At 69.7% G+C, this 21,834-nt stretch carries 26 protein-coding genes and 2 pseudogenes; 11 read left to right on the forward strand and 17 right to left on the reverse strand.

Features of this window, described 5'->3' with window-relative positions:
* Positions 1-121: 121 nt before the first annotated feature.
* The gene (locus QWU11_RS12710; RefSeq protein ID WP_290105408.1) at positions 122-322 is read left to right on the forward strand and encodes a hypothetical protein; all 201 of its coding nucleotides are present in this window, start codon (positions 122-124) and stop codon (positions 320-322) included.
* Between the two features lie 23 nt (positions 323-345).
* Here the strand turns inward: QWU11_RS12710 and QWU11_RS12715 are convergent, their stop codons facing one another.
* On the reverse strand, positions 346-627 hold the full coding sequence (locus QWU11_RS12715) for a hypothetical protein (RefSeq protein ID WP_290105409.1): 282 nt from the start codon (positions 625-627) through the stop codon (positions 346-348).
* A 39-nt stretch (positions 628-666) separates the two neighbouring features.
* Positions 667-798, reverse strand: coding sequence for a hypothetical protein (locus QWU11_RS12720; RefSeq protein ID WP_290105410.1), 132 nt, complete (start codon positions 796-798; stop codon positions 667-669).
* Between the two features lie 109 nt (positions 799-907).
* On the opposite strand from QWU11_RS12720, the gene QWU11_RS12725 reads away from it, so the two are divergent.
* Both QWU11_RS12725 and QWU11_RS12730 read left to right on the forward strand, forming a co-directional pair.
* Positions 908-1,357, forward strand: a complete 450-nt coding sequence (locus QWU11_RS12725) for a hypothetical protein (protein ID WP_290105411.1) — start codon at positions 908-910, stop codon at positions 1,355-1,357.
* A 62-nt stretch (positions 1,358-1,419) separates the two neighbouring features.
* The gene (locus QWU11_RS12730) at positions 1,420-2,055 is read left to right on the forward strand and encodes a TetR/AcrR family transcriptional regulator (RefSeq protein ID WP_290105412.1); all 636 of its coding nucleotides are present in this window, start codon (positions 1,420-1,422) and stop codon (positions 2,053-2,055) included.
* On the opposite strand, the gene QWU11_RS12735 is transcribed toward QWU11_RS12730, so the two are convergent.
* Positions 2,042-2,836 (reverse strand): isoprenyl transferase, encoded by a 795-nt coding sequence (locus QWU11_RS12735; protein ID WP_290105413.1) that lies wholly within the window; start codon positions 2,834-2,836, stop codon positions 2,042-2,044. The genes QWU11_RS12730 and QWU11_RS12735 overlap by 14 nt on opposite strands.
* Positions 2,837-3,085: 249 nt before the next feature.
* Positions 3,086-3,808: pseudogene (gene recO, locus QWU11_RS12740) on the reverse strand (DNA repair protein RecO); the annotation flags it as partial.
* A gap of 89 nt (positions 3,809-3,897) precedes the next feature.
* On the opposite strand from recO, the gene QWU11_RS12745 reads away from it, so the two are divergent.
* From QWU11_RS12745 to QWU11_RS12755, 3 genes are all read left to right on the forward strand, one after another.
* Complete coding sequence (locus tag QWU11_RS12745) at positions 3,898-4,248, forward strand: hypothetical protein (RefSeq protein WP_290105414.1); 351 nt, start codon at positions 3,898-3,900, stop codon at positions 4,246-4,248.
* Between the two features lie 106 nt (positions 4,249-4,354).
* Complete coding sequence (locus tag QWU11_RS12750) at positions 4,355-5,392, forward strand: M4 family metallopeptidase (RefSeq protein ID WP_290105415.1); 1,038 nt, start codon at positions 4,355-4,357, stop codon at positions 5,390-5,392.
* Positions 5,393-5,394: 2 nt separating this feature from the next.
* Positions 5,395-5,643 carry a protealysin inhibitor emfourin gene (locus QWU11_RS12755; RefSeq protein WP_290105416.1) on the forward strand — a complete coding sequence of 83 codons (249 nt, stop codon included), beginning with the start codon at positions 5,395-5,397 and terminating at the stop codon, positions 5,641-5,643.
* A 58-nt stretch (positions 5,644-5,701) separates the two neighbouring features.
* Here QWU11_RS12755 and leuA read toward each other — a convergent pair whose 3' ends face one another.
* The 3 genes from leuA to QWU11_RS12770 form a co-directional block, all read right to left on the reverse strand.
* Positions 5,702-7,378, reverse strand: coding sequence for a 2-isopropylmalate synthase (gene leuA / locus QWU11_RS12760; protein WP_290105417.1), 1,677 nt, complete (start codon positions 7,376-7,378; stop codon positions 5,702-5,704).
* 214 nt (positions 7,379-7,592) lie between these two features.
* Positions 7,593-8,375: a dimethylargininase gene (gene ddaH, locus QWU11_RS12765; protein WP_290105418.1), complete on the reverse strand. Its 783-nt coding sequence runs from the start codon at positions 8,373-8,375 to the stop codon at positions 7,593-7,595.
* Positions 8,372-8,986, reverse strand: coding sequence for a zinc-ribbon domain-containing protein (locus QWU11_RS12770; RefSeq protein ID WP_290105419.1), 615 nt, complete (start codon positions 8,984-8,986; stop codon positions 8,372-8,374). The genes ddaH and QWU11_RS12770 overlap by 4 nt, the downstream gene beginning before the upstream one ends.
* A 192-nt stretch (positions 8,987-9,178) precedes the next feature.
* Here QWU11_RS12770 and QWU11_RS12775 point away from each other — a divergent pair, with 192 nt between their 5' ends.
* Positions 9,179-9,928 carry a hypothetical protein gene (locus QWU11_RS12775; RefSeq protein WP_290105420.1) on the forward strand — a complete coding sequence of 250 codons (750 nt, stop codon included), beginning with the start codon at positions 9,179-9,181 and terminating at the stop codon, positions 9,926-9,928.
* A gap of 33 nt (positions 9,929-9,961) precedes the next feature.
* Here the strand turns inward: QWU11_RS12775 and era are convergent, their stop codons facing one another.
* From era to QWU11_RS12810, 7 genes and pseudogenes are all read right to left on the reverse strand, one after another.
* Positions 9,962-10,858 (reverse strand): GTPase Era, encoded by an 897-nt coding sequence (era, locus tag QWU11_RS12780; protein WP_290105421.1) that lies wholly within the window; start codon positions 10,856-10,858, stop codon positions 9,962-9,964.
* A gap of 67 nt (positions 10,859-10,925) precedes the next feature.
* Positions 10,926-11,255 carry a cytidine deaminase gene (locus QWU11_RS12785; RefSeq protein WP_290105422.1) on the reverse strand — a complete coding sequence of 110 codons (330 nt, stop codon included), beginning with the start codon at positions 11,253-11,255 and terminating at the stop codon, positions 10,926-10,928.
* A gap of 23 nt (positions 11,256-11,278) precedes the next feature.
* A complete protein-coding gene (locus tag QWU11_RS12790; protein ID WP_290105423.1) occupies positions 11,279-12,592 on the reverse strand; it encodes a hemolysin family protein in 1,314 nt (437 codons plus the stop codon).
* Entirely contained in the window at positions 12,589-13,071 is a 483-nt protein-coding gene (gene ybeY / locus QWU11_RS12795) for an rRNA maturation RNase YbeY (RefSeq protein WP_290105424.1), read from the reverse strand. Before ybeY ends, QWU11_RS12790 begins: the two co-directional genes overlap by 4 nt.
* A 7-nt stretch (positions 13,072-13,078) precedes the next feature.
* Positions 13,079-13,534, reverse strand: coding sequence for a PhoH family protein (locus tag QWU11_RS12800; RefSeq protein WP_354670841.1), 456 nt, complete (start codon positions 13,532-13,534; stop codon positions 13,079-13,081).
* 156 nt (positions 13,535-13,690) lie between these two features.
* Positions 13,691-15,268: pseudogene (locus tag QWU11_RS12805) on the reverse strand (PhoH family protein); the annotation flags it as partial.
* Positions 15,269-15,325: 57 nt separating this feature from the next.
* Positions 15,326-15,676 (reverse strand): histidine triad nucleotide-binding protein, encoded by a 351-nt coding sequence (locus QWU11_RS12810; protein WP_290105425.1) that lies wholly within the window; start codon positions 15,674-15,676, stop codon positions 15,326-15,328.
* A gap of 336 nt (positions 15,677-16,012) precedes the next feature.
* On the opposite strand from QWU11_RS12810, the gene QWU11_RS12815 reads away from it, so the two are divergent.
* Both QWU11_RS12815 and QWU11_RS12820 read left to right on the forward strand, forming a co-directional pair.
* On the forward strand, positions 16,013-16,552 hold the full coding sequence (locus QWU11_RS12815) for a SigE family RNA polymerase sigma factor (protein WP_290105658.1): 540 nt from the start codon (positions 16,013-16,015) through the stop codon (positions 16,550-16,552).
* Entirely contained in the window at positions 16,552-17,196 is a 645-nt protein-coding gene (locus tag QWU11_RS12820) for a hypothetical protein (protein ID WP_290105426.1), read from the forward strand. The genes QWU11_RS12815 and QWU11_RS12820 overlap by 1 nt, the downstream gene beginning before the upstream one ends.
* A gap of 30 nt (positions 17,197-17,226) precedes the next feature.
* Here QWU11_RS12820 and QWU11_RS12825 read toward each other — a convergent pair whose 3' ends face one another.
* Genes QWU11_RS12825 through hrcA form a run of 3 tightly spaced genes read right to left on the reverse strand, consistent with a single transcriptional unit; the run spans position 17,227 to position 20,106 of the window.
* Positions 17,227-17,958, reverse strand: a complete 732-nt coding sequence (locus QWU11_RS12825) for a 16S rRNA (uracil(1498)-N(3))-methyltransferase (RefSeq protein ID WP_290105427.1) — start codon at positions 17,956-17,958, stop codon at positions 17,227-17,229.
* Positions 17,959-19,092: a molecular chaperone DnaJ gene (gene dnaJ / locus QWU11_RS12830; protein WP_290105428.1), complete on the reverse strand. Its 1,134-nt coding sequence runs from the start codon at positions 19,090-19,092 to the stop codon at positions 17,959-17,961.
* Positions 19,093-20,106 (reverse strand): heat-inducible transcriptional repressor HrcA, encoded by a 1,014-nt coding sequence (gene hrcA, locus QWU11_RS12835; RefSeq protein WP_290105429.1) that lies wholly within the window; start codon positions 20,104-20,106, stop codon positions 19,093-19,095.
* Positions 20,107-20,383: 277 nt separating this feature from the next.
* On the opposite strand from hrcA, the gene QWU11_RS12840 reads away from it, so the two are divergent.
* Positions 20,384-21,208, forward strand: a complete 825-nt coding sequence (locus tag QWU11_RS12840; protein WP_290105430.1) for a DUF3097 domain-containing protein — start codon at positions 20,384-20,386, stop codon at positions 21,206-21,208.
* 83 nt (positions 21,209-21,291) lie between these two features.
* Positions 21,292-21,825 (forward strand): DUF4870 domain-containing protein, encoded by a 534-nt coding sequence (locus QWU11_RS12845; RefSeq protein WP_290105431.1) that lies wholly within the window; start codon positions 21,292-21,294, stop codon positions 21,823-21,825.
* Positions 21,826-21,834: the final 9 nt, after the last annotated feature.

The raw sequence follows: 21,834 nt of genomic DNA on the forward strand, positions 1-21,834 counted from the left end.
ACCTATTGGAAAGCATCATATTTCAGCGGTACGCCGATAAAACTTTGCTATAGAGTCCAGCCTGAACCCGGCAAGAACGTGAATCGATCTTGAATTAACCGCATCGCCACCGGAGGCGGATATGTTACTGGCGTTCGTTGGACTTTCCGTTGCCGCCGCCCTCGGCATAGGAGGCCCGGCCCTCATCTTCTACGTCGGCGCGTACGCGGAGGGGTGGTCCCTCAACTGGATCGGCCTGATCGCAGCCGGACAGCTGCTGGCCTCACTGCTGGTCCTGGCGATCATGCTCTGGCGCCCGTCGGCCAGCAGGAGGAGCGGCTGACTTTCGCGCTGCTCGCTTTGAATTCACCTTTCGCCGAGCCAGCGCTCGTCCTGAAACTCGGCCGGGACATCGTCCTCCCACGGGTCGATCCCCCGGCTTTCCAGTTCCGCGAACCACCGTTCGCGCCGGGACTCCGGTAGCCGTTTCCCGCACCACGGACAGAACATGATTCCCAGGCTCGACGTGCCGCCGTCGTGCACGATGAGCCCGTACTCCTGGAGCTTGGGAATGAACACCACCACCGCGTCCGCGCATTCGTACGGATCCGCGTGCCGGTCACAGTCCCAGTCGACATTCCGCGCCATGTCCTCACAACAGTGCCGAGCCATGCCACCGATCTTTCCCTAGGCGCGGCGTTCGATGGTCGCCGGCCGGGGCGCCGTTCTCACGCCACCGCCGTCGAAGCCCGGCACCGGCACGCCCAGCGCGGCGGCGTGCAGGGCGTTCTCTCCGGTACCGCAGCCCGCATCCAGCATGGCTCCCATGAGGACGCCGCATCACGTCCAGTTAGCCGATCTTGTACGCCTTCATCACTGGCTGGCTGTACAGTCAACGTTCCCGAGAAGCGAAACGGAGAACGAATCAATGGCCGCACGTGACTGGGCCGTCAAGAAGGCGGCGTCGAAGATCCTGGGTCCCGACGAGAGGCTGGTGGCGAGCTGCATGGCCAACCTCCCGGGCACGCTGAAGCGTGAGGGCTACTACTCCGCCCTGCAGAACGTCGTGGGGATCAGGTTCGTCGACGTGGCGGGCGACGGCGGTCTGCCGCCGAAGATGAACCTCGCGGTCACCGACCGGCGCGTGCTGCTGTTCGAGCAGTCCATGCTCGGCCGCGCCAAGGACCTCGTCGCCGAGATCCCGATCGGCCAGGTCGCCGAGGCGCGCCTCACGGAGTCGAGCCGGGCGCAGGTGTCGATCAAGGTCTACAACTTCGCCATCACCTTCACCGGTGGCACGGACCTCGAGCTCGAGTCGCCCGACAAGGGCGGGGTCACCAACGTCATCGGGGCCATCAACGGCCGCGTACGGAGCTGACGGACCCACCGTCGTGGCGACAGGCGACAATGGAGTCCGTCATCGATCTGTCGGGGGTCCGCTTGTCGCCACGTTCGGCCCAGGTCAACCAGGAAATGCGGGAGCAGTCCCAGCAACGCATCCTCGAGGCCGCCCTGATGGCGTTCGCCGAACGAGGGTACGAAGGCACCACGATCGCCCAGATCGCCGAGCGCGCCGGGGTCGCGCGCGGCCTGGTGTCGTACTACTTCCCGGCCAAGGAGCAGTTGCTGCAGGCGCTGCTCGGACAGGCGCTGGCGGGGTTCCTCGCGCTCACCGACCCGGCCGAGGACGAGATCACCCCCGACCAGCGGCTGGCGGGCTGCATCAACCGCACCCTGACCTCGGCCGCGGGCACCATCGGCATCCAGCGGCTCGTCCTGTGCCTGATGCTGCAGCCCGGCACCCGGGAGATCTTCGTCGGCGTCGAGGCCGCCCAGGCCGAGGTCGTCGGGGAGCTCGAACGCCGGCTACGGGCGATCTTCGCCGAGCGCGGCGCCGAGAACCCCGCCCTGGAGGAGGTCATGTTCCGCAGCGTGCTGGAGGGTGTCGTCTTCAAGATGGCCGTCTATCCGCAGACCTATCCGCTCGCCGCCGTACGGCACCGCCTGCTCACGATGTACGGGCTGCCGGCCGGCGACCCGCCCGACGAGCCCGTCCAGCCGCTCAGGGCGATGTGACGGCGCCGACCTCGTTGGGCAGCGCCCCGCCGAACCTCCGGTCGCGGCGCGCGTACGACTCGCACGCGTCCCAGAAGTTGCGCCGGTCGTAATCGGGCCACAGGACGTCCTGGTAGACGAACTCGGCGTAGGCCGCCTGCCAGACCATGAAGTTGGAGCTGCGCTGCTCTCCCGACGGACGCAGGAACAGGTCGACCTCGGGGATCTCGGGGCGGTAGAGGTAGCGCTGGAAGACCTTCTCGGTGATCTTCTCCGGGCGCAGCTTGCCGGCCTGGACGTCGCGGGCGATCGCCGCGGCGGCGTCCGCGATCTCGGCCCGCCCGCCGTAGTTGACGCAGAACTGCAGGGTCAGGACGTCGTTGTGCTCGGTCATCCGCTCGGCGTCCTCGAGCTCCTTGATGACGCTGCGCCACAGCTTGGGCCGGCGGCCGGCCCACCGGACGCGTACGCCCATCGAGTGGAGCTGGTCGCGGCGGCGGCGGATCACGTCGCGGTTGAAGCCCATCAGGAACCGCACCTCGTCCGGCGAACGCCGCCAGTTCTCGGTCGAGAAGGCGTACGCGGACAGGTACGGGACGCCGATCTCGATCGCGCCCATGATCACGTCGAAGAGGGCGTACTCCCCCATCTTGTGACCCTCGGTACGAGGCAGCCCGCGGTCCTTGGCCCACCGGCCGTTGCCGTCCATGACGACGGCGACGTGGCGCGGGATCAGCTCCTTGGGCAGCTTCGGCGGCCGAGCGCCGCTCTCGTGCGGATCCGGCGGCTGTACGACCCTCATGTTCTGATTCGTCTCCTAGTCATGTACGACGTTCCTCGGCGCTTCCCGCTCGGGCAGGCGAGGCGCCTCGCGCTCGGGCTCAATGGTCGCGCTCGGCTTCTCACTCACTCCACGGCCGGCCTCGTCCCTCAGCCGACCACTCCGCTCGCTCGGCACCTCGCGCTCGGGCTCAATGGTCGCGCTCGGCTTCTCACTCACTCCACGGCCGGCCTCGTCCCTCAGCCGACCACTCCGCTCGCTCGGCACCTCGCGCTCCACGTGCCGGAGGGAGCGGATGCCATGCTCTAGATGCCACTGGAGGTAGGCGGCCACGAGGCCGCTGCACTCTACTCGGTGGCGGGACTCGCTCGAGTCCGCGCGATCCCAGTCGCCGCGCAGCAACGCGATCATCAGCCCGATCGTCGCCTCCGCCGGGCTCGCCGAGCCCGGCGGCCGGCACGACCCGCACACCATTCCGCCCGCCGCGATCGCGAACGACCGGCCCGTACGCTCGCCGCAGCGCGCGCAGTCCTCCAGCGCCGGCGCGTAGCCCGCGATGGCCAGGGACCGCAGGAAGAAGGCGTCGAGGACCAGCCGGGGATCGTGCCCGCCCTCGACGAGCGTCCGCAGACCCCCGACGACCAGCAGGAACTGCCGCAGCGCGGGTTCCTTCTCGACCGGGGTGAGCTTCTCGGCCGTCTCCAGCATCGCGGTGCCGGCGGTGTAGCGCGGGTAGTCGGTGGCGAGGCGCTCGCCGTACGGGCGCAGCGTCTCGGCCTGGGTCACGAGGTCGAGCGAGCGGCGTTCGTACAGCTGCAGATCGACGTGGGTGAACGGCTCCAGCCGCGCGCCGAAGCGCGACTTGGTCTTGCGCACGCCCTTGGCGGCGGCCCGCACCCGCCCGGTGCGGCGAGTCAGGATCGTCACGATGCGGTCGGCCTCGCCCAGCTTCTGGGTGCGCAGCACGACGCCCTCGTCACGGTAGAGACTCACCTTCTCATTGTCCCGCACGAACCGGGTGGAACCGGCGCGACGCCCGCAGGGGTCCAAGGGGAGTACGAACGAGATCGCAGGGGGAGAACGTGACCTGTTTCTTCGATGCCTCGCACGGCCCCGGCCGCCGGGAGATCACGTGGTCGCCGCAGTGGGGCGCGCCGCGCCCGGTGCTCGCGTGCCCGGCGTGCGCCCAGCGCTGGAGCGACCATCTGCAGGGCCGCGGCGGCTACGCCCAGCAGGCCGGATACCCGCAGCCCGGCTATCCGGACTACGGTGGCTACCCGCAGCGGCAGGGGTACGGTGCTGGCTCGATGGTGGCGGCCGGCGCGGCGGGCTTCGTCGGCGGCATGATCGTCAACGAGATGTTCGACCACGACGAGGTCGTGGAGCAGGTCGATGTCGTCGACGACTACGGGGACTACGGCGGTGACTGGTAAGAACCTGCGTTTGTCAACTCTTCGTAGGTGAAAATTTACGTATGGTGACCACATGCGGTCGAGTCACCGGTGGTGTGGATCACAGCCCTCGTGCAAATGTGACTTCATGAGATGCACAATCGTCCCGCCGCACGTACTCGAGCACGTCGCCGACAGACACGGCGACGAGCAGGTGCGCGAGCTGGTCCAGCGCACCCTCACCCTTGACAATGAGCAGCGACTCACCCGTGACGCCGCACAGCTCATCGCGCAGCCGCCACCGGCCACCACGCCGGTGGCCGCCAAGCGCACGCTCCACGACGCCGCGCACCAGGAGACGCTGCCGGGCCGTACGGTCCGCGCCGAGGGCGCCCCGGCGACCGGCGACCAGCAGGTCGACGAGGTCTACGACTGGCTCGGCGTCACGTTCGACTTCTACAACGTGGCCTACGGCCGCAACTCCATCGACGGCGGGGGCCTGGCGCTGGTGGCGACCGTGCACTACAGCAACGGCTACGACAACGCCTTCTGGGAAGGCTCCCAGATGGTCTACGGCGACGGCGACCAGCAGATCTTCAAGACCTTCACCGGGCCGCTCGACGTGACCGGGCACGAGCTCACGCACGGCGTCACGCAGTATTCCGGCGGCCTGGAGTACCAAGGTCAGAGCGGGGCCCTCAACGAGTCGCTCTCCGACGTCTTCGGCTCGCTGGTCAAGCAGTACCACCTCGGCCAGACCGCCGACCAGGCCGACTGGCTCATCGGCCAGGGCATGTTCGCCGACTCGGTCCACGGCGTCGCGCTGCGCTCGATGAAGGCGCCCGGCACCGCGTACGACGACCCGGCCCTCGGCAAGGACCCGCAGCCCGCCACGATGGCCGACTACGTCGACACCGACAGCGACAACGGCGGGGTGCACATCAACTCCGGCATCCCCAACCACGCGTTCTACCTCGCCGCGGCCGCGATCGGCGGCAACGCGTGGGAGAAGGCCGGCCGTGTCTGGTACGACACGCTCACCAGCAGAAGGGTGCCGACGGGCGCGGATTTCGCGACATTCGCCGGCATGACCGTCGCGACCGCGGGCACGCTCTTCGGTGTGAGCAGCACCGAGAGCGACGCCGTACGCGACGCGTGGACGCAGGTCGGAGTCAAGATCACGTGAAGGTGGCCGTCACCCGCAGCGGCGGGTTCGCCGGGCTGGTCCGTCGTGCCGAGGTCGACTCGGCGGACCATCCGGCGGTGGCCGGCCTCATCCACGACGTAAGCCTGGACGAACTCCCCGAGCCGAAGCGGCAGCCCGACCGCTACATGTACGAGATAAAGATCGGCGACCGATCCGCCCAGATCGGCGAGGCCGACCTCCACGGTCCCCTGCGCGACCTCGTGGACCATGTCATGACCCACGGCAGCTGATCCCCCGGCGCCGCCGACCGCCTCCGTAGAAGAGGCGGTCAACGGCGGCGGGCCTCGCTCAGCGCGTCGCGCGGTTGACCGCCGACAGCACCGCCTTCAGCGACGCGGTGACGGTGTTCGCGTCGATGCCGACACCCCACAGAGTCCGGTCCCCGACCTGGCACTCGACGTACGCCGCGGCCTTCGCGTCGCTGCCGGCCGACAGCGCGTGCTCGGTGTAGTCGAGCACCCGGGCCTGGACCCCGATCGCGGCGAGCGCGTTGACGAACGCCGAGATCGGGCCGTTGCCGATGCCCTCGACCTCGCGGATCTCCCCGTCGACGCGTACGTCGACGTTGAGCAGGTCCTTCTCGTCCACCCGCGACACGGCGCGGTGCGCCAGGAGCCCGACCTTCGGCCCGTTGGTGAGGAACTCCGCCTCGAAGATCTGCCACATCTGCTCGGGCGTGACCTCGCCGCCCTCGCCGTCGGTGTGCTCCTGCACGACGCGCGAGAACTCGATCTGCAGCTTGCGCGGCAGGTCGAGCGAGTGCTCGGTCTTCATGATGTACGCGACGCCGCCCTTGCCGGACTGGCTGTTGACCCGGATCACGGCCTCGTAGGAGCGGCCGACGTCCTTGGGGTCGATCGGGAGGTACGGCAGCGCCCAGCGGAACTCCTCGACCGGCACGCCGGCCTCGGCCGCGTCGCGTTCGAGGGCGTCGAAGCCCTTCTTGATCGCGTCCTGGTGGGAGCCGGAGAACGAGGTGTAGACCAGGTCGCCGGCGTACGGGTGGCGCTCGTGCACGGGCAGCTGGTTGCAGTACTCCACGGTGCGGCGGATGCCGTCGATGTCGGAGAAGTCGATCTGCGGGTCGACGCCCTGGGAGAAGAGGTTCATGCCGAGCGTGACCAGGCAGACGTTGCCCGTACGCTCGCCGTTGCCGAACAGGCACCCCTCCACCCGGTCCGCGCCGGCCATGACGGCCAGCTCGGCCGAGGCGACCGCGGTGCCGCGGTCGTTGTGCGGGTGCACCGACAGGGCGACGTGCTCGCGGCGGGACAGGTTGCGGCCCATCCACTCGATCTGGTCGGCGTAGACGTTCGGCGTGGAGCGCTCGATCGTCGACGGCAGGTTGAGCACGATCTCGCGGCCGTCGCCCGGCTGCCAGACGTCCATGACCGCCTCGCAGATCTCCAGCGCGAAGTCCAGCTCGGTGTCGATGAAGATCTCCGGGCTGTACTCATAGCCGAAGTCGCAGTCGCCGAGGTACTGCTCGGCGAACTTCATGACGTGCTCGGTCCCCCGTACGGCCAGGGCCTTGCACTCATCCCTGCCGATGTCGAAGACCACGCGGCGGAACAGCGGCGCGGCGGCGTTGTAGAGGTGCACGGTGGCCTGCGACGCACCGGCCAGCGACTGCACGGTCCGGTCGATCAGTTCCTCGCGCGCCTGCGTCAGGACGGAGATCTGCACGTCGCCCGGGATGCGGTCCTCTTCGACGAGCTGGCGGACGAAGTCGAAGTCGGCCTGGCTGGCGGCGGGAAAGCCGACCTCGATCTCCTTGTAGCCCATGCGCACCAGCAGCTCGAACATGGCCAGCTTGCGGGTCGGGCTCATCGGGTCGATCAGCGCCTGGTTGCCGTCGCGCAGGTCGGTGGACAGCCAGCGCGGCGCCTTGGTGATCGTGTTGCCCGGCCAGGCGCGGTCCGGCAGGTCGACCGCGGGGAACGCGGAGTAACGCCCGACGGGCATGGAACTCGGCTGTTGCTTGAAGTGAGGCATGTGAAGGGTGCTCCCGGTGAAGTGCCTGCGGCCAGCAATGCCGAAGCCCCGCGACGAGGGAGCCGGCCTTTACAGGCCCCCGTCGCGGCCGCTAAGGAGGAGCAGCTCACGCAGCACCCGACCAAGCTAACAGACCGTCCGCGCAACCCCGCAATCGCGTCCCACCTGATGAGACGCGTGTGGGTCAGGGGATCAGGACGCTCAGGCAGGTCACGCAGCCTTCGAGCTTCTCGAACTCGCTGATGTCGACGACGATGACGTCGTACCCCTCGGCGGTGAGCTGCTCGGCCGTACGCGGCGCCGAGGCGCTTACGAGCACCTGCTTGTCGCCCAGCACGAGGACGTGGGCGCCGGCCGGCTCGTGCGCGACGCGGAGGTAGGGCAGCGCGGACGTGTCGACCAGGTCCGGCACGCCGATCAGGGACCCGTCCGGTAGCGCCGTCATCGCCGTCTTCAGGTGGAGGCAGTCGTTCAGCGTGACCGGGACCACGCGGCGGCCACGAGTGGCGAGCAGCCGGGTGAGCTGGCAGAGCGCGTCCTCGTTCGTACGGGACGAGCGGCCCGCGTAGACCGTCGTGCCGACCTGCAGTACGTCACCGCCGTCGAGGTTGCCCTCGTCGATCCGCGTGACCTCCAGCCCCATGTCGGTGACCGTGCGCTCCACCGAGGCGACCTCGGGGACGCGCTCGGGCACGCTGGGGCTGGCGAGCACCGCCAGGTCGCCGCAGACCACGACCGTGTCCTCGACGAAGACACCGTCGGGCAGGTCGTCGGCGGGCGGCAGGGTCAGGACCCGCCAGCCGGCCGTCTCCAGGGCCGTGACGTACGCGTCGTGCTGACGCGCCGCGAGCTCGGCGTCGACCGGCTGCCGGTCGACGTGCGTGACGATCCCCTCCGCCAGGCGGGGGCTCGGCCGGCGGACCAGCGCGGTCCGCGGCCGTGTCGCGGCGTCGGGCGGCGCGTTCACTCGCGCGCCGCCCCTTCGGTCGTGGTGATCACGCCGACGGCGTGCGCCGGCGTCATGCCGAGCCGGCCCGCGATCTCGTGCAGCGCCTGCCGCTCCCCCGGGCCGATCGCGCCGTCGGCGAGCGCGACGCGTACGACCTGGGCGAGGAACCACTCGCGGGCCTCGGTGGTCAGCTGCGCGCCCGCCTGCGCGATCACCTCGCCGGCGCCTTCGGGCGCGGTGGCCAGGTCGGCGGCCAGCATCGCGTCGTCGAAGTCCGCGAGGCCGTAGCCGCGGACCGCGTCGACGGCGCGGGACCGCGCCGTCGAGTCCGTCGGGTCACCGGCGGACAGGATCGTCGCCGCGGCGGCGCGCATCGCCATCGGCAGCGCCGCGGCCATCCGCTGCGCCGTGGGCATGCGGAGAACGTCGAGGTTGAACCGGGTCCGGCAGGTCCCGCACTCGACGACCTCACCGACCCGGTTCAGCGGGATGACGGGAATGAAGAAGAGCGTGAACCAGCGGCGGGCGACCCGCTGCCGGTAATGGCGGTCGCCGCCGCAGTTGGGGCAGTGGAAGTCGCCCTGTCCGATGGTCCGGAAGAACACCGAGAGCCCGAAGATCAGCAACACGGGCCGCCTCCTCCTCTATCGGGCACAACGCCCACTGGTCCCGATCCTGCCGTATCCGCCCGGCGGGCAGAAACGCTTCGCCCATTCCGCCGCCGCCGTCCCGCGAAGGATAGGCGGCCTGCCGAGTTCGCAGCACGGTTGTGATCTGCGAAAGGCTGTCCGTGAAGGAGCGGAACTTCTACTCTGCAAGGCATGAGTCAGCCAAATGATCCCGGCTACGGCGGTGGCCAGCAGCCATGGGGGGCACCTCCCGGCGGCTACCCAGGCCAGCAGGGCGGAAACCCCCAGCAGGGTGGATACCAGCAACAAGGCGGATATCCGCCACCACAGGGTGGGTATTCCCCCAACCCTCCTCAGCAAGCCTATCCTCAGCCGTACCAGCAGCAGCAGCCCGGCGGCTACCCGGGCCAGCCGGGCTACGGGCAGCCGGGCTATGGACAGCCGGGCCAGCAGCCCTGGCAGGCCGCGGGAACGGGCGGCCGCAAGGGCTCGCCGCTCGGCATCGGCGTGGCCATCGCCGGCGCCCTGATGGCCGTCGGCACCCTCCTGCCGTGGATCTCGGTGAAGCTCCAGCTCGGCACCTCCAGCCTCACCGGCACCCCGCTGTCCAGCAGCCCGATCAGCCGCAGCCTGGCCGGCATCAAGGCCGGCGAGGGCAAGATCGTCATGTTCTGCGCGATCGTGGCGATCGGCCTCGGCATCGCGGCGATGGTGAACAACGCCAAGCTCGGGCTGATCGCGATCCTCCCGGCGGTCATCGCGATCGGCACGATCCTCAAGGTCTTCGGGGACAAGGCGAAGTACGACAGCAACCTGCCCAGCCTGGGCACCGGAAGCAGCGTGGAGGTCTCGCTGAAGGCCGGTATCTACCTGTCGCTCATCATGGCCATCGCGGTCATCGTCCTGGGCGTCATCGGTGCCGTGACCTCACGGTCGAAGTAGCCCGTACGGGCCGGGGGACGCCCCGGCCCCCGCTCACTCGTAGAAGCCGAGGCGGCGAAGCTGCTTCGGATCGCGCTGCCAGTCCTTGGCGACCTTGATCCGCAGGTCGAGGTAGACCTTGGAGCCCAGCAGCGCCTCGATCTGCCGCCGGGCGCGCGTGCCGACGTCCTTCAGGCGCGCGCCCTTCGGACCGATGACGATGCCCTTCTGGCTCGGCCGCTCGACGAAGAGCCAGGCGTGCACGTCGATCAGGTCGTCGCGGCCCTCGCGGGCCTTCATCTCCTCCACGACCACCGCGATCGAGTGCGGCAGCTCGTCCCGTACGCCCTCCAGGGCCGCCTCGCGGATCAGCTCGCCGACCATCACCTGCTCGGGCTCGTCGGTCAGCTCGCCCTCCGGGTAGAGCGGCATGCCCTCGGGCAGCCGGTCGACCAGCACGTCGCCGACCACGTCGAGCTGGAATCCCGACTCCGCCGAGCACGGCACGACGTCGGCCCACTCGCCGAGCCGCGACACCTTGAGGAGCTGCTGGGCGACCTGCTCGCGGCTCGCCAGGTCGGTCTTGGTCACCATCGCCACGACCGGTGTCCGCTTGACCTGGGCCAGCTCGGCGGCGATGAACCGGTCGCCCGGCCCGACCTGTTCGTTCGCCGGCACGCAGAAGCCGATCACGTCGACCTCGGTGAGCGTGGAGCGCACCAGGCTGTCGAGCCGCTCGCCGAGCAGTGTGCGCGGCTTGTGCAGCCCCGGCGTGTCCACGATGATCAGCTGGGCGTCGGGCCGGTGGACGATGCCACGGATGGTGCGCCGGGTCGTCTGCGGCTTGCTGCTGGTGATCGCCACCTTGGTGCCGACGAGGGCGTTCATGAGCGTGGACTTGCCCACGTTGGGGCGCCCGATGAAACAGGCGAAACCCGACTTGAAACGCATGCCGGTCGATGTCTGGGGCGAGGTCACACCCTCGATTGTGGCGTACTCGCGGCGCTCATTGCGCCGGTCAGTCCCGGAGCACCGTACGGAGTGAGCCGTCCGGGGCCGCCACGAGGACCGGCGCCTTGGGTCCGAGGTCGCGTACGGCGGCGATGTCGGGAGCGTCGGAGTCGGTCACCACCGCGGCGGCCTCCAGGTCCTGCGCGCCGCTGGAGACGGCCATCGCCACCGCCACCTGGAGCGCGGAAAGCCGCAGCGAGGGAAGCTCCACGGGACCGGCGGCGTACGTGCGGCCGGTCTCGTCGCGCACCGCCGCCCCCTCGGCCGCACCCGCACGCGCGCGCGTGGACCGGGCCAGGGTAATGATCTTCAGGTCTTCGGCATCGAGATCGCTCACGCCGCTCAGCGTAGTCGGCCGGGTCAGGCGTCGGCGTTCTCACGGTCCTCGGCCGGCTCGTCCTCCGGCTCGGGCTCGACGCGCTCGACCAGGACCGTGCCGATCTTGTTGCGGCGCCCGGAGAGGTTCTCCGCGGTCAGCCGCAGGCCGGCCACGGTCGCCTGCGAGCCGGCGATCGGCACCCGGCCGAGCGCGTGGGCCAGCAGGCCGCCGACGGTCTCGACCTCGTCCACGTCGATCTCGACGTCGAACAGGTCGGCCAGGTCCTCGACCGGGAACCGCGCGGTGATGCGGGCCCGCCCGTCGGCGAGCTGCTCGACCGGCGGCGCCTCCTGGTCGTACTCGTCGGTGATCTCGCCCACGATCTCCTCGAGGATGTCCTCGATCGTGACCAGACCCGCCGTGCCGCCGTACTCGTCGATGACCACGGCGCAGTGCGTCTGCCGCGCCTGCATCTCGCGCAGCAGCTCGTCGATGGGCTTACTGTCCGGCACGTACGTCGCCGGGCGCATGATCGACTCGACCCGCTCGACCGACTCGCCGTCGCGGTATTCGTGGCTGCGGCGCACGATGTCCTTGAGGTAGGCGATGCCCACCACGTCGTCCTCGTTCTCCCCGACCACCGGAATGCGGGAGAACCCGCTGCGCAGGGCCAGCGACAGCGCCTGCCGCAGCGTCTTGTCACGCTCTATGAAGACCATGTCCGTACGCGGCACCATCACCTCGCGTACGAGGGTGTCGCCCAGCTCGAACACCGAGTGGATCATCTCGCGCTCGTCCGGCTGGATCAGCCGCCGCTGCTCGGCCAGGTCGACCAGGTCGCGCAGCTCCGCCTCGGAGGTGAACGGGCCCTCGCGGAAGCCCTTGCCGGGCGTCAGGGCGTTGCCGAGCAGGATGAGCAGCTTGGGCAGCGGGCCGAGCACGCGCGCCAGCGGGTGGATCAGCGCGGCGCCGACGAGCGCCACCCGGTCCACGTGCTGCCGGCCGAGCGTGCGCGGGCTGACGCCGACCGCGATGTAGCTCACCACGATCATCACCGCCGCCGCCGTGGCGTACGCCCGCCAGTTCTCCCCCAGCCAGGTCGTGCACACCGCCGCCACGATCACGGTGGCGGCCAGCTCGCAGCTCACCCGCAGCAGGAGCACGAGGTTGAGGTAGCGCGGCGGATCGGCGACGACCTCGGCGAGCATGCGCGCCCGCCGGCCGTCGTCGCGTACGAGCTCCTCGACCCGGACGCGGGAGATCCGGGCCAGCGCCGTCTCGGCACTCGCGAACAGGCCCGCCACCGCCACCAGCGCGGCGGCGAGGATCACCAGCCAGATCATCACCGCGGTCATGAGGAGGGCTGCGCGCGGACTTCACGCCACGAGGCGAGCAGCTCCGCCTGCAGGCCGAACATCTCCTTGTGCTCCTCGGGCTCGGCATGGTCGTAGCCGAGCAGGTGGAGGATGCCGTGCGTGCACAGCAGGTGCAGCTCGTCCTCGGCGCTGTGGCCGGCCTTGGCCGCCTGCTTGCCCGCGATGACCGGGCAGAGCACCACGTCGCCGAGCAGCGCCGGGTCGACCGGCGCGTCCTCGGTGCCGCCGGACACGTGGCCGGGCCGCAGCTCGTCCATCGGGAAGGCGAGCACGTCGGTCGGGCCCGGCTCGCCCATCCACTTCTCGTGCAGCTCCGTCATGGCCGCCTCGTCGACGAGCACGATGGACAGCTCCGCGAGCGGGTGAACGCTCATCCGGTCGAGCACGTGCGTGGCAAGGGTGGACAGCGTCGCCTCGTCGACGACGTCGCCGGACTCGTTGAGCACCTCGACGCTCATCGCTCGATCACCGCCCCCGCTTGCGTGAGCCACGCCCGGCGCCGTTCTGCTTCAGCTCCTGCGGCTGGTTTTGCAGGTCGTGCCGGTTGTAGGCGTCGACGATCTGCCCGACCAGCTTGTGGCGTACGACGTCCTTACTGGTCAGCGTACGGAAGCTGATGTCGTCGAGACCGTCCAGGATGTCCTGGACGACCCGGAGTCCGCTCTGCTGCCCGGACGGCAGGTCGACCTGCGTGACGTCACCGGTGACCACGACCTTGGACCCGAACCCGAGCCGGGTGAGGAACATCTTCATCTGCTCGGGCGAGGTGTTCTGCGCCTCGTCCAAGATGATGAAGGAGTCGTTCAGCGTGTTGTGGGTCAGCAGGTGATCCTGCGTGACGTACAGCGAGTCCTCGGCCGCCACCTGGATGCAGACGCACTCCTCGCGGCCCGCGGGTTCGATCGAGTCGATGAAACGCATCGGCCGCCCGCCGCCTCCGGCCGCCGCGTGGTACTTGTCACGCTTGCGGGTGAGGCGGAAGGGCTCGACGCCTTCCGGGAGCCGGATGTCGACGACGTGGGCGTCGCGCTTGAAGCCTGCGAGCGCGCTTCCCTGCTCGCGGCCCTCGGCGAGGCGACGTCGCGTGTAGGCGACCCCGCCCAGCGACTGAACCAGCGCGATGACGTCGTCGCGGAGCAGAATCGACGTCGTCGTGAACTGGACGCGGCAGGTGCGGTCCGTCTGGGTGACCGGCCCGCCGTCGGAGTCCAGGAGACCCTGGAGCACGGCGAGCCTGACCTCGGCGGAGTTGTGGAGATAGACGTCCGGCACGAACTTCGACGCCGACCTCGTACCGCACAGCCCGAGCTCGCGAGCGGCCGCGGTGACGGGGTTCGCGATGATGATGACCTGGCCGGGTTCGGTCACGCGGTTCAGCACGTAGTCGACACCGCCCTTGTGGCGGACCTTGACTCCGGGCAGGAACTCGCCCAGTGCGGCGGCGAGTTCGGGGTCCTCCGTCGCGAAGGACGGTGTCGTGGAGCCGGTCAGGCAGCCGTCGCCCAGCAGCAGGCCCAGCGCGTACGGGTCCAGGGGGACCTCGCGCTCGGGCAGGCACACCGGGGCGCTGAGCAGCGGCAGCTCGTAACGCCGTGCGTGCGCCGTGCGCAGGTTGCCGATCATCTCCTGGGTCTCCAGGACCCGCCATGGCTTGTCGCGGCGCTTGTCCGCGACGGTCCGGACGGTCCACAGGTGCTCGCCGCAGCAGAGGGTCCACGCCCCGTCCTGGGCGGTGACGCGGTAGATGTCCTTCTCGCCCTGCGGATAGACGCCGAGGACCGGGGTCGGCTCACCGTTCGAACCGATGACCAGATCACCGACCCGAAGGTCTCCGATGGGGCGCCAGCCGTCCGGCGTGAGGACCTTCGTGAACACAGGTTGAGCGCGGCCCCTCATGTATGCCAGGGGTGCGACCTCGATCGTGCCGGCGGCCATGAGGCGCGGGATCGAGTCGGGGTCGATCATGTCGTGCAGCGCGTCGTACAGGGGCCGGAGGTAGGGGTCGATCTTCTCGTAGAGCGTGCCGGGCAGGAAGCCCAGGCGTTCGCCCGCCTCGACGGCCGGCCGGGTCAAGATGATCCGGTTGACCTCCTTGGCCTGCAGCGCCTTCACGGCCTTGGCCATCGCGAGGTAGGTCTTGCCGGTACCCGCCGGGCCGATCGCGAAGACGATCGTGTGCTTGTCGATGGCGTCGACGTAGTGCTTCTGGTTGATCGTCTTGGGGCGGATCGTGCGGCCGCGCGAGGAGAGGATGTCGAGCGTCAGCACCTCGGCGGGCCGCTCGGTGGTCTCCGCGCGGAGCATCGCCACGCTGCGCTCGATCACGTCGGGAGCCAGCGGCGTGCCGGTCTTCAGCAGGTCGAGCAGCTCCTCGAAGAGCTTGGCGACGAGCGCGGTCTCCTCGGCAGGGCCGGTGATCGTGATCTCGTTGCCACGGACGTGGACGTCGCTGGCGAAGGTCCGCTCGACCACGTCGAGAAGCTCGTCGCGTGAGCCGAGAAGGGCGACCATCGAGTGGTCGTCCGGAATCACGATCTTTACTTGCGTGCGCGCGCTGTCCGGTGCGGCGTCAGCGGTATGTGTTGAATCGGCCATAGCCCGGCCTTGCGGCCTCTTCGTCCCTGCCTTCCGGTCACGTTCGGTCTTCGGGTCCATGCTACCGGCCGGGACCAATCATTTTCGGCTCGCTCACAAGTCACTCACCAGCGGAAATCATCCGGGCGGCCAGTTGAGGCCGCGCCCGCCGAGCACGTGGGCGTGCACGTGGAAGACGGTCTGGCCCGCGCCGGGACCCGTGTTGAACACCATGCGGTATCCGGACTCGGCGACGCCGTCGCCGGCCGCGACCTCGTGCGCCTCGCGGACCAGCTCGGCGAGCAGGTCGCCGTCCGCGGCGGCCAGCTCGGCCACGGTCGCGTGATGGTCCTTGGGGATCACCAGGACGTGCGTGGGCGCCTGCGGGTTGATGTCGCGGAACGCCAGCGTGCGGGCGGACTCACGGACCACGGTAGCGGGCACGTCACCGGACACGATCTTGCAGAACAAGCAGTCGTGTTCTGTCACTGAGCCCTCCTCATGCCCCAATGGTCAGCGCATGTTATCGCGGTCCGGGGGCGCTCCCGGGTGCGCTCGTCTGCGAATCGTTACGACCGGTCGGCTCGGCGGCCGCCAATAACCGTCTTCCTCTGGTTAGGGTTGCTACGCGAACCCCCGGCGCTCGGGCCCCCAGCCTCCAATCCCCTAGCCGCCCGAAACCGGACAAATTTCGCATGAACTTGCAGATCCGGTGTGCCGTCCGAACAGAGAAGGCACATGGCGGTCGCACTGATGGGCGGGAAAAGGCGAGACAGAGGTATGCCCTTTCGTAAACCTCACAGCGAGGGCGCGCGTCCCACTGATGTGACCGAAGCCCTCGTAGCCAGGAGCACAGCAGGAGCCGTGGCGGTCGCCTGGGATGCAGATCAGGCGGTTACCGCGCTCTACAGCGCGCAATATCGCTCGCTGGTACGCCTCGCGACGCTGCTCGTCCGCGACGTCGCGACGGCGGAAGAAGTGGTTCAGGACGCGTTCGTCGCCATGCACGGGGCCTGGCGGCGCCTTCGCGAGCCGGATAAGGCACTGTCATATCTTCGACAGTCCGTGGTCAACCGGTCACGATCAGTATTGCGGCACCGTGCCGTCGTGGAGAAATATGCTCCCAAGGGGCTTCCCGACGCACCGAGCGCGGAAAACGGCGCGATCGTGGAGCTCGAGCGCTCCGCCGTCGTCAAGGCGCTCAGCGCGCTGCCCAACCGGCAGCGCGAAGCACTGGTGCTCCGCTATTACGGTGATTTGTCCGAGGCGGAGATCGCCCGATCCATGGGCATCAGCCGGGGGGCCGTCAAGAGCCACACCGCGCGCGGTATGGCCGCGCTACGCAGCGTCCTGGAGCAGCAGTAATGACCCAACCCTTCGACGACGAGCACGGCGACCGTCTTCGCCGTGCCCTTCACGCGGAAGCGGAAGCGGTCACGCCCTCTGCGGAGGGACTTGAACGGATCCGCTCCAAGATCAACAAAAAGCACGAACGGCGTTTCGGCTTCTTCTCCTACTCGACCCCGTGGCTGCGCCCTTTTGCGGCGGTGGCCGCCGCTCTCGCCGTCTGTGTCGTCACCGTCTCGGTCACCCCGGCCCTCGCGAACTTCGTCCAGACCGGCCACTTCAGCCCCGACGCGGGCGGCGACGGCGACAACTCCTCGACGAAGGACGGCCGTTCCCAGGGCGAAATCGTGCCCGGCGGTTCCACGACTCCGGCGCCGAGCGGCTCCCCGAGTCCGACGGCCATCCATCCGACCAACACCGGCAAGCACGTCGTCAACGGCACCACCTGCCCGCCGGGTGAGAGAACCGTCACCCCGCCGGTCTCCCCGTCCAGCGACGCGGCCACGCCCCAGGTCACCTGCCAGGCCCCTCCGGGCGGCGACACGACACCGCCGACGTCCACCGACGGCCCGCCGACGCAACCGCCGACCTCACCTCCGGACGCGCCGCCGAGCAACAACCCCACCTCAGAGGCGGCCCCGGACCCCAACCTCTCCCCCTGAGGTAGAGCGCGCGCCGCGTCCGTACCCGCGTTACCAGCGGCCGGTACGGCTGAGGAGTACGGACGTGGCGGCGACGCCGGCCGTGGACGTGCGCAGGACGGTCGGGCCCAGGAGCACCGGGACGCCGCCCGCGTCCTGGAACATCGTGAGCTCGTCCTCCGTCAGACCGCCCTCAGGACCGACCACCACCACGATTTCGCCCTTCTCGGGCACGCTCACGGCACTCAGCGGCCGTTCCGCCTCCTCATGCAGGATCACGGCCAGCGTCGCCCTCGCGACTCTCTCCGCCGCCTCCGGGGTACCCGCCAGCTCCGCGACCTCCGGCAGCCACGCGCGCCGGGACTGCTTGGCCGCCTCGCGCGCGGTGCCCCGCCAGCGGTTCAGCGCCTTGGCCCGGCGCTCCGGGCGCCACTGCGTGACGCAGCGCGCCGCCGCCCACGGGACGACCTCGTCCACGCCGACCTCGGTCATCGTCTCGACCGCGAGCTCGCCGCGGTCGCCCTTCGGCAGGGCCTGGACCACCACGACGCGCGGCGACGGCGCGGGGACACGCGTACGTGACACGGCCTCGAGCCACAGGCTGTCCCGGCCCGCCGAGGTGACCAGGCACTCGACCACGAGCCCGGCCCCGTCCGTCAGGTCGGCGCGCTCCCCCGGCCGCAGCCGGCGTACGGCCGCGGCGTGGCGGCCCTCCGCGCCCTCCAGCAGGATCGCGTCCGAGGAGAGCCGATCACTCGCGCACAGGAAGACCGGAGGGCTCACTCAGCGGCCGTTGAACGCGTCGCGCAGCCGGGAAAAAAAGCCCTGCTGACCCGGCGTGAACTTGCCCGGCGGGCGCTCCTCACCGCGCAGGACCGACAGCTGGCGCAGCAGCCCCTCCTGCTCCTCGTCCAGCTTGGTCGGCGTCTCGATGTTCACGTGGATCATCAGGTCGCCGCGGCCGGTCTCGTTGAGGTGCTTGACGCCGCGCCCGTACATCGGGATCTGCTGGCCCGACTGGGTGCCGGGCCGGATGTCGATCTCCTCCGGCCCGTCGAGCGTCTCGACCGTCAGCGACGTGCCGAGGGCCGCCGCCGTCATCGGGACCTGGACCGTGCAGTGCAGGTCGTCGCCCTGGCGTTCGTAGATCGCGTGAGGGCGCTCGACGATCTCGAGGAACAGGTCGCCGGGCGGGCCTCCGCCAGGGCCGACCTCGCCCTCGCCGGCGAGCTGGATGTGCGTGCCGTTCTCGACGCCCGCGGGGATGCGGACCTTGATCGTACGGCGGGTGCGGACCCGGCCGTCGCCGGAGCACTCGGTGCAGGGCGTACGGATGACGCTGCCGTAGCCGCCGCACTGCGGGCAGGCGCGTGAGGTCATGACCTGGCCGAGGAAGGACCGGGTGACCTGCTGCACCTCGCCGCGGCCGTGGCACATGTCGCAGTTCTCCGGCTGGGTGCCCGGCGCGGTGCCGGTACCGGTGCAGTTGGTGCAGACGACCGCGGTGTCGACGGTCAGCTCGCGCGTCGTGCCGAAGGCGGTCTCGGACAGGTCGAGCTCGACGCGGATCGTGCCGTTGCGGCCGCGCCGGGCGCGGGTGCGCGGGCCCCGCTGGCCCTGCGTGCCGAAGAAGGCGTCCATGATGTCGCTGAACGGGAAGCCCGCCCCGAACCCGCCGGCGCCCGCGGCCCCCGCCCCGGACGCGAAGGGGTCCGCGCCCAGGTCGTACATCTCGCGCTTCTTGGGGTCGGAGAGCACCTCGTACGCCTGGGTGATCTCCTTGAACCGGTCCTGGGTCTCAGGGTCGGGGTTGACGTCCGGATGGAGTTCGCGGGCGAGCCGGCGATAAGCCTTCTTGATCTCGTCCGCACCCGCGTCACGGCGGACCCCGAGGGTCGCGTAGTAGTCGTTCGCCACTTACGACCCCGCCAGAATCTGACCGACGTAACGTGCCACTGCCCGTACCGCTCCCATCGTGCCGGGGTAGTCCATCCGCGTCGGGCCGAGCACGCCGAGCCGGGCCACGGCCTGGTCGCCGGCACCGTATCCGGTGGCGACCACGGAGGTCGTGAAAAGGCTCTCGTGGGGGTTTTCGGTGCCGATCCGCACGGTGAGACTCGTGGGATCGGTCACCTCACCGAGCAGGCGCATAAGGACGACCTGTTCTTCCAACGCCTCCAGCACGTCGCGGAGGCTCTGGGACAAGTCGGCGCGGGCGAGGTTCGCCGCGCCGGCGATGACGATCTTTTCTTCGTGTTTCTCGATCAGCGTCTCGAGCAGCACCGAAAGGACGGTCGCGGCGAGCGGGCGCTCGTCGGGCGACACGCGTTCGGGCACCTCGGCGACGACGCCGGGAACGTCTGTGAGCCAGCACCCGTCGAGGTGGGCGTTGAGCAGTGCCCGGAGATGGGCGATGGAGTCCTCCGAGACGCCCTCGGGCATCTCGATGGCCCGCTGCTCGACCCGGCCCGTGTTGGTGATGATCACCAGCAGGAGGCGCTCGGGGGCGATCGGCACGAGCTCGACGTGGCGTACCGCCGACCGCGTGAGCGAGGGGTACTGCACGACGGCGACCTGCCGGGTCAGCTGCGCGAGCAGCCGGACCGTACGGGTCACGACGTCGTCGAGGTCGTAGGCGTTCGCCAGGAACGTCTCGATCGCGCGCCGCTCCGCGGAGGACAGCGGCTTGATCGTCGACAGCCGGTCGACGAAAAGGCGGTAGCCCTTGTCGGTCGGCACGCGGCCGGCACTCGTGTGCGGCTGGGCGATGTAGCCCTGCTCTTCGAGCACGGCCATGTCGTTGCGGATCGTGGCCGGTGAGACGCCGAGGTTGTGCCGGTCGGCCAGCGCCTTGGAGCCCACGGGTTCGTTGGTGGACACGTAGTCCTCAACGATTGCCCGGAGCACCGCGAGTTTCCGATCGTCGAGCACGCACTCACCTCCCAGGGTCCGAGCCTGGCACTCAGCGTTCTTGAGTGCCAAGTGTAGGCCGATCGGCGACCGAAGCGGCGTGTCGGCGAGAACAGCCCGCCAGCAGAACCTCACACGACCTGGCGCGACCCGCCCAAGGTGCCCGTGCGCCACGTGTGGCGCAACACCGTTTCCGGTACCGGTTATTCCGGTGCGCCGGCGCGCAAGCGTACCGTCTTGCGCCTCAGTGCGTGTTGATCCCCTCTCCGCCGGGTTGGTCCCGGTACGGTGCGGACCCGTGCGGAGCAAGAACTACGCCAAAGACGTGCTGTCGGGCGACTGGCGACGCCCTCGCAAGGGCCAGATCCCCGAGGTCGCGGCCGAGTCCGGTCTGGTGGCCGAGGACCCCTCCAGCGGCTTCTGTGGCGCCGTCGTGGCGTGCGCGAAGGACGCGGTGACGCTGGAGGACCGGTTCGGCAAGCGCCGGGTCTTCCCGCTCGCCAAGGCCGGTTTCCTGATCGACGGCAAGCCGGTGACGCTCGTCCGTCCCGCGCCCGCGGCCGGCCGTACGCTCTCGGCGTCCGGCTCGATCGCGGTGCCGAACCTCCGTGCCCGCGTGGCGCAGGAGAGCCGCATCTACGTCGAGGGCAAGCACGACGCGGAGCTGGTGGAGAAGATCTGGGGTCACGACCTGCGGGTCGAGGGCGTGGTCGTGGAGTTCCTCGAAGGCGTCGACCACCTGGCCGCGATCGCCGAGGAGTTCGGCCCCGGGCCCGAACGCCGGCTGGGCGTGCTCGTCGACCACCTCGTCACCGGCTCCAAGGAGAGCCGGATCGCCGCCCAGGTCGACTCGCCGTACGTCCTGGTCACCGGGCACCCCTTCATCGACATCTGGCAGGCGGTCAAGCCCTCCGTGCTGGGCATCCGCGCCTGGCCGGACGTCCCGCGCGGCATCTCCTGGAAAGAGGGCGTGATCTCCGCGCTCGGCTGGAAGGGCGAGCCGGGCGAGGTGTGGCAGTCGATCCTGGGCCGGGTGCGCACCTACGCCGACCTCGAACCCGCCCTTCTCGGCCGGGTCGAGGAGCTCATCGATTTCGTCACAGCCCCATATCAGGACGAGTGACGAAGCAACCATTCATGGCGTGCTTACGTCTCATAAACTGCGACACCACATCGCAGGGGGCATATGCCGCCGGAGGGGGCACGATGAGTTACGGGCAGCAGCCCGGCGGGCCGTACGGACGACCGCCCTACCAGGGGCAGTACGGCGGGCAGCCACAGTACGGGCCTCCGCCCCCGTACAACGCGCCACCTCCGCAGTACGCTCCGCCGCAGCAGTACGACCCGTACGCCGATGTTCCGGTCCAGGGACGGAGACGGCGCGCCGAGGCCCCGATCGGCGGCCCGGTCACCGACGAGGACGAGCGGTGGGCGGTGCCCGCGTACGTCGGGATGTTCGTGTCCGGTTTCGTCGCCCCGGCGATCGTCCTTGCCGCGAAGGGCCGCACGTCGCCGTTCGCGCGCTTCCACGCGGTGCAGGCGCTGAACCTGTTCGTCGTCGCGGCCGCCGGCATGTTCGTCGCGATGCTGCTGACCTACTTCAAGGGGCCCGGCTGGCTGCCGCTCGTCTTCGCCGTCCTGGCCGCCGACTGCTTCGTGGTGGTCAAGGCCGCGATCGGCGCCAACCGCTGTGAGTGGTACCGCCTGCCGGCGATCGTCGCCTGGCGGATCTTCCGCTGAGGAGAGCCT

Source organism: Actinomadura sp. DC4 (genome assembly GCF_030406325.1).
GTDB lineage: Bacteria > Actinomycetota > Actinomycetes > Streptosporangiales > Streptosporangiaceae > Actinoallomurus.

Bases quoted from the DNA above. Each gene is read 5' to 3' on its own strand.
- QWU11_RS12820 (WP_290105426.1), top strand. From the start codon at position 16,552: ATGACCCAACCCTTCGACGACGAGCACGGCGACCGTCTTCGCCGTGCC.
- ybeY (WP_290105424.1), bottom strand. From the start codon at position 13,071: ATGAGCGTCGAGGTGCTCAACGAGTCCGGCGACGTCGTCGACGAGGCG.
- QWU11_RS12725 (WP_290105411.1), top strand. From the start codon at position 908: ATGGCCGCACGTGACTGGGCCGTCAAGAAGGCGGCGTCGAAGATCCTG.
- QWU11_RS12750 (WP_290105415.1), top strand. From the start codon at position 4,355: ATGAGATGCACAATCGTCCCGCCGCACGTACTCGAGCACGTCGCCGAC.
- era (WP_290105421.1), bottom strand. From the start codon at position 10,858: ATGCGTTTCAAGTCGGGTTTCGCCTGTTTCATCGGGCGCCCCAACGTG.
- QWU11_RS12800 (WP_354670841.1), bottom strand. From the start codon at position 13,534: ATGCGTTTCATCGACTCGATCGAACCCGCGGGCCGCGAGGAGTGCGTC.
- leuA (WP_290105417.1), bottom strand. From the start codon at position 7,378: ATGCCCGTCGGGCGTTACTCCGCGTTCCCCGCGGTCGACCTGCCGGAC.
- QWU11_RS12710 (WP_290105408.1), top strand. From the start codon at position 122: ATGTTACTGGCGTTCGTTGGACTTTCCGTTGCCGCCGCCCTCGGCATA.
- QWU11_RS12775 (WP_290105420.1), top strand. From the start codon at position 9,179: ATGAGTCAGCCAAATGATCCCGGCTACGGCGGTGGCCAGCAGCCATGG.
- QWU11_RS12845 (WP_290105431.1), top strand. From the start codon at position 21,292: ATGAGTTACGGGCAGCAGCCCGGCGGGCCGTACGGACGACCGCCCTAC.
- QWU11_RS12735 (WP_290105413.1), bottom strand. From the start codon at position 2,836: ATGAGGGTCGTACAGCCGCCGGATCCGCACGAGAGCGGCGCTCGGCCG.
- QWU11_RS12790 (WP_290105423.1), bottom strand. From the start codon at position 12,592: ATGACCGCGGTGATGATCTGGCTGGTGATCCTCGCCGCCGCGCTGGTG.
- QWU11_RS12715 (WP_290105409.1), bottom strand. From the start codon at position 627: ATGGCGCGGAATGTCGACTGGGACTGTGACCGGCACGCGGATCCGTAC.
- QWU11_RS12720 (WP_290105410.1), bottom strand. From the start codon at position 798: ATGCTGGATGCGGGCTGCGGTACCGGAGAGAACGCCCTGCACGCCGCC.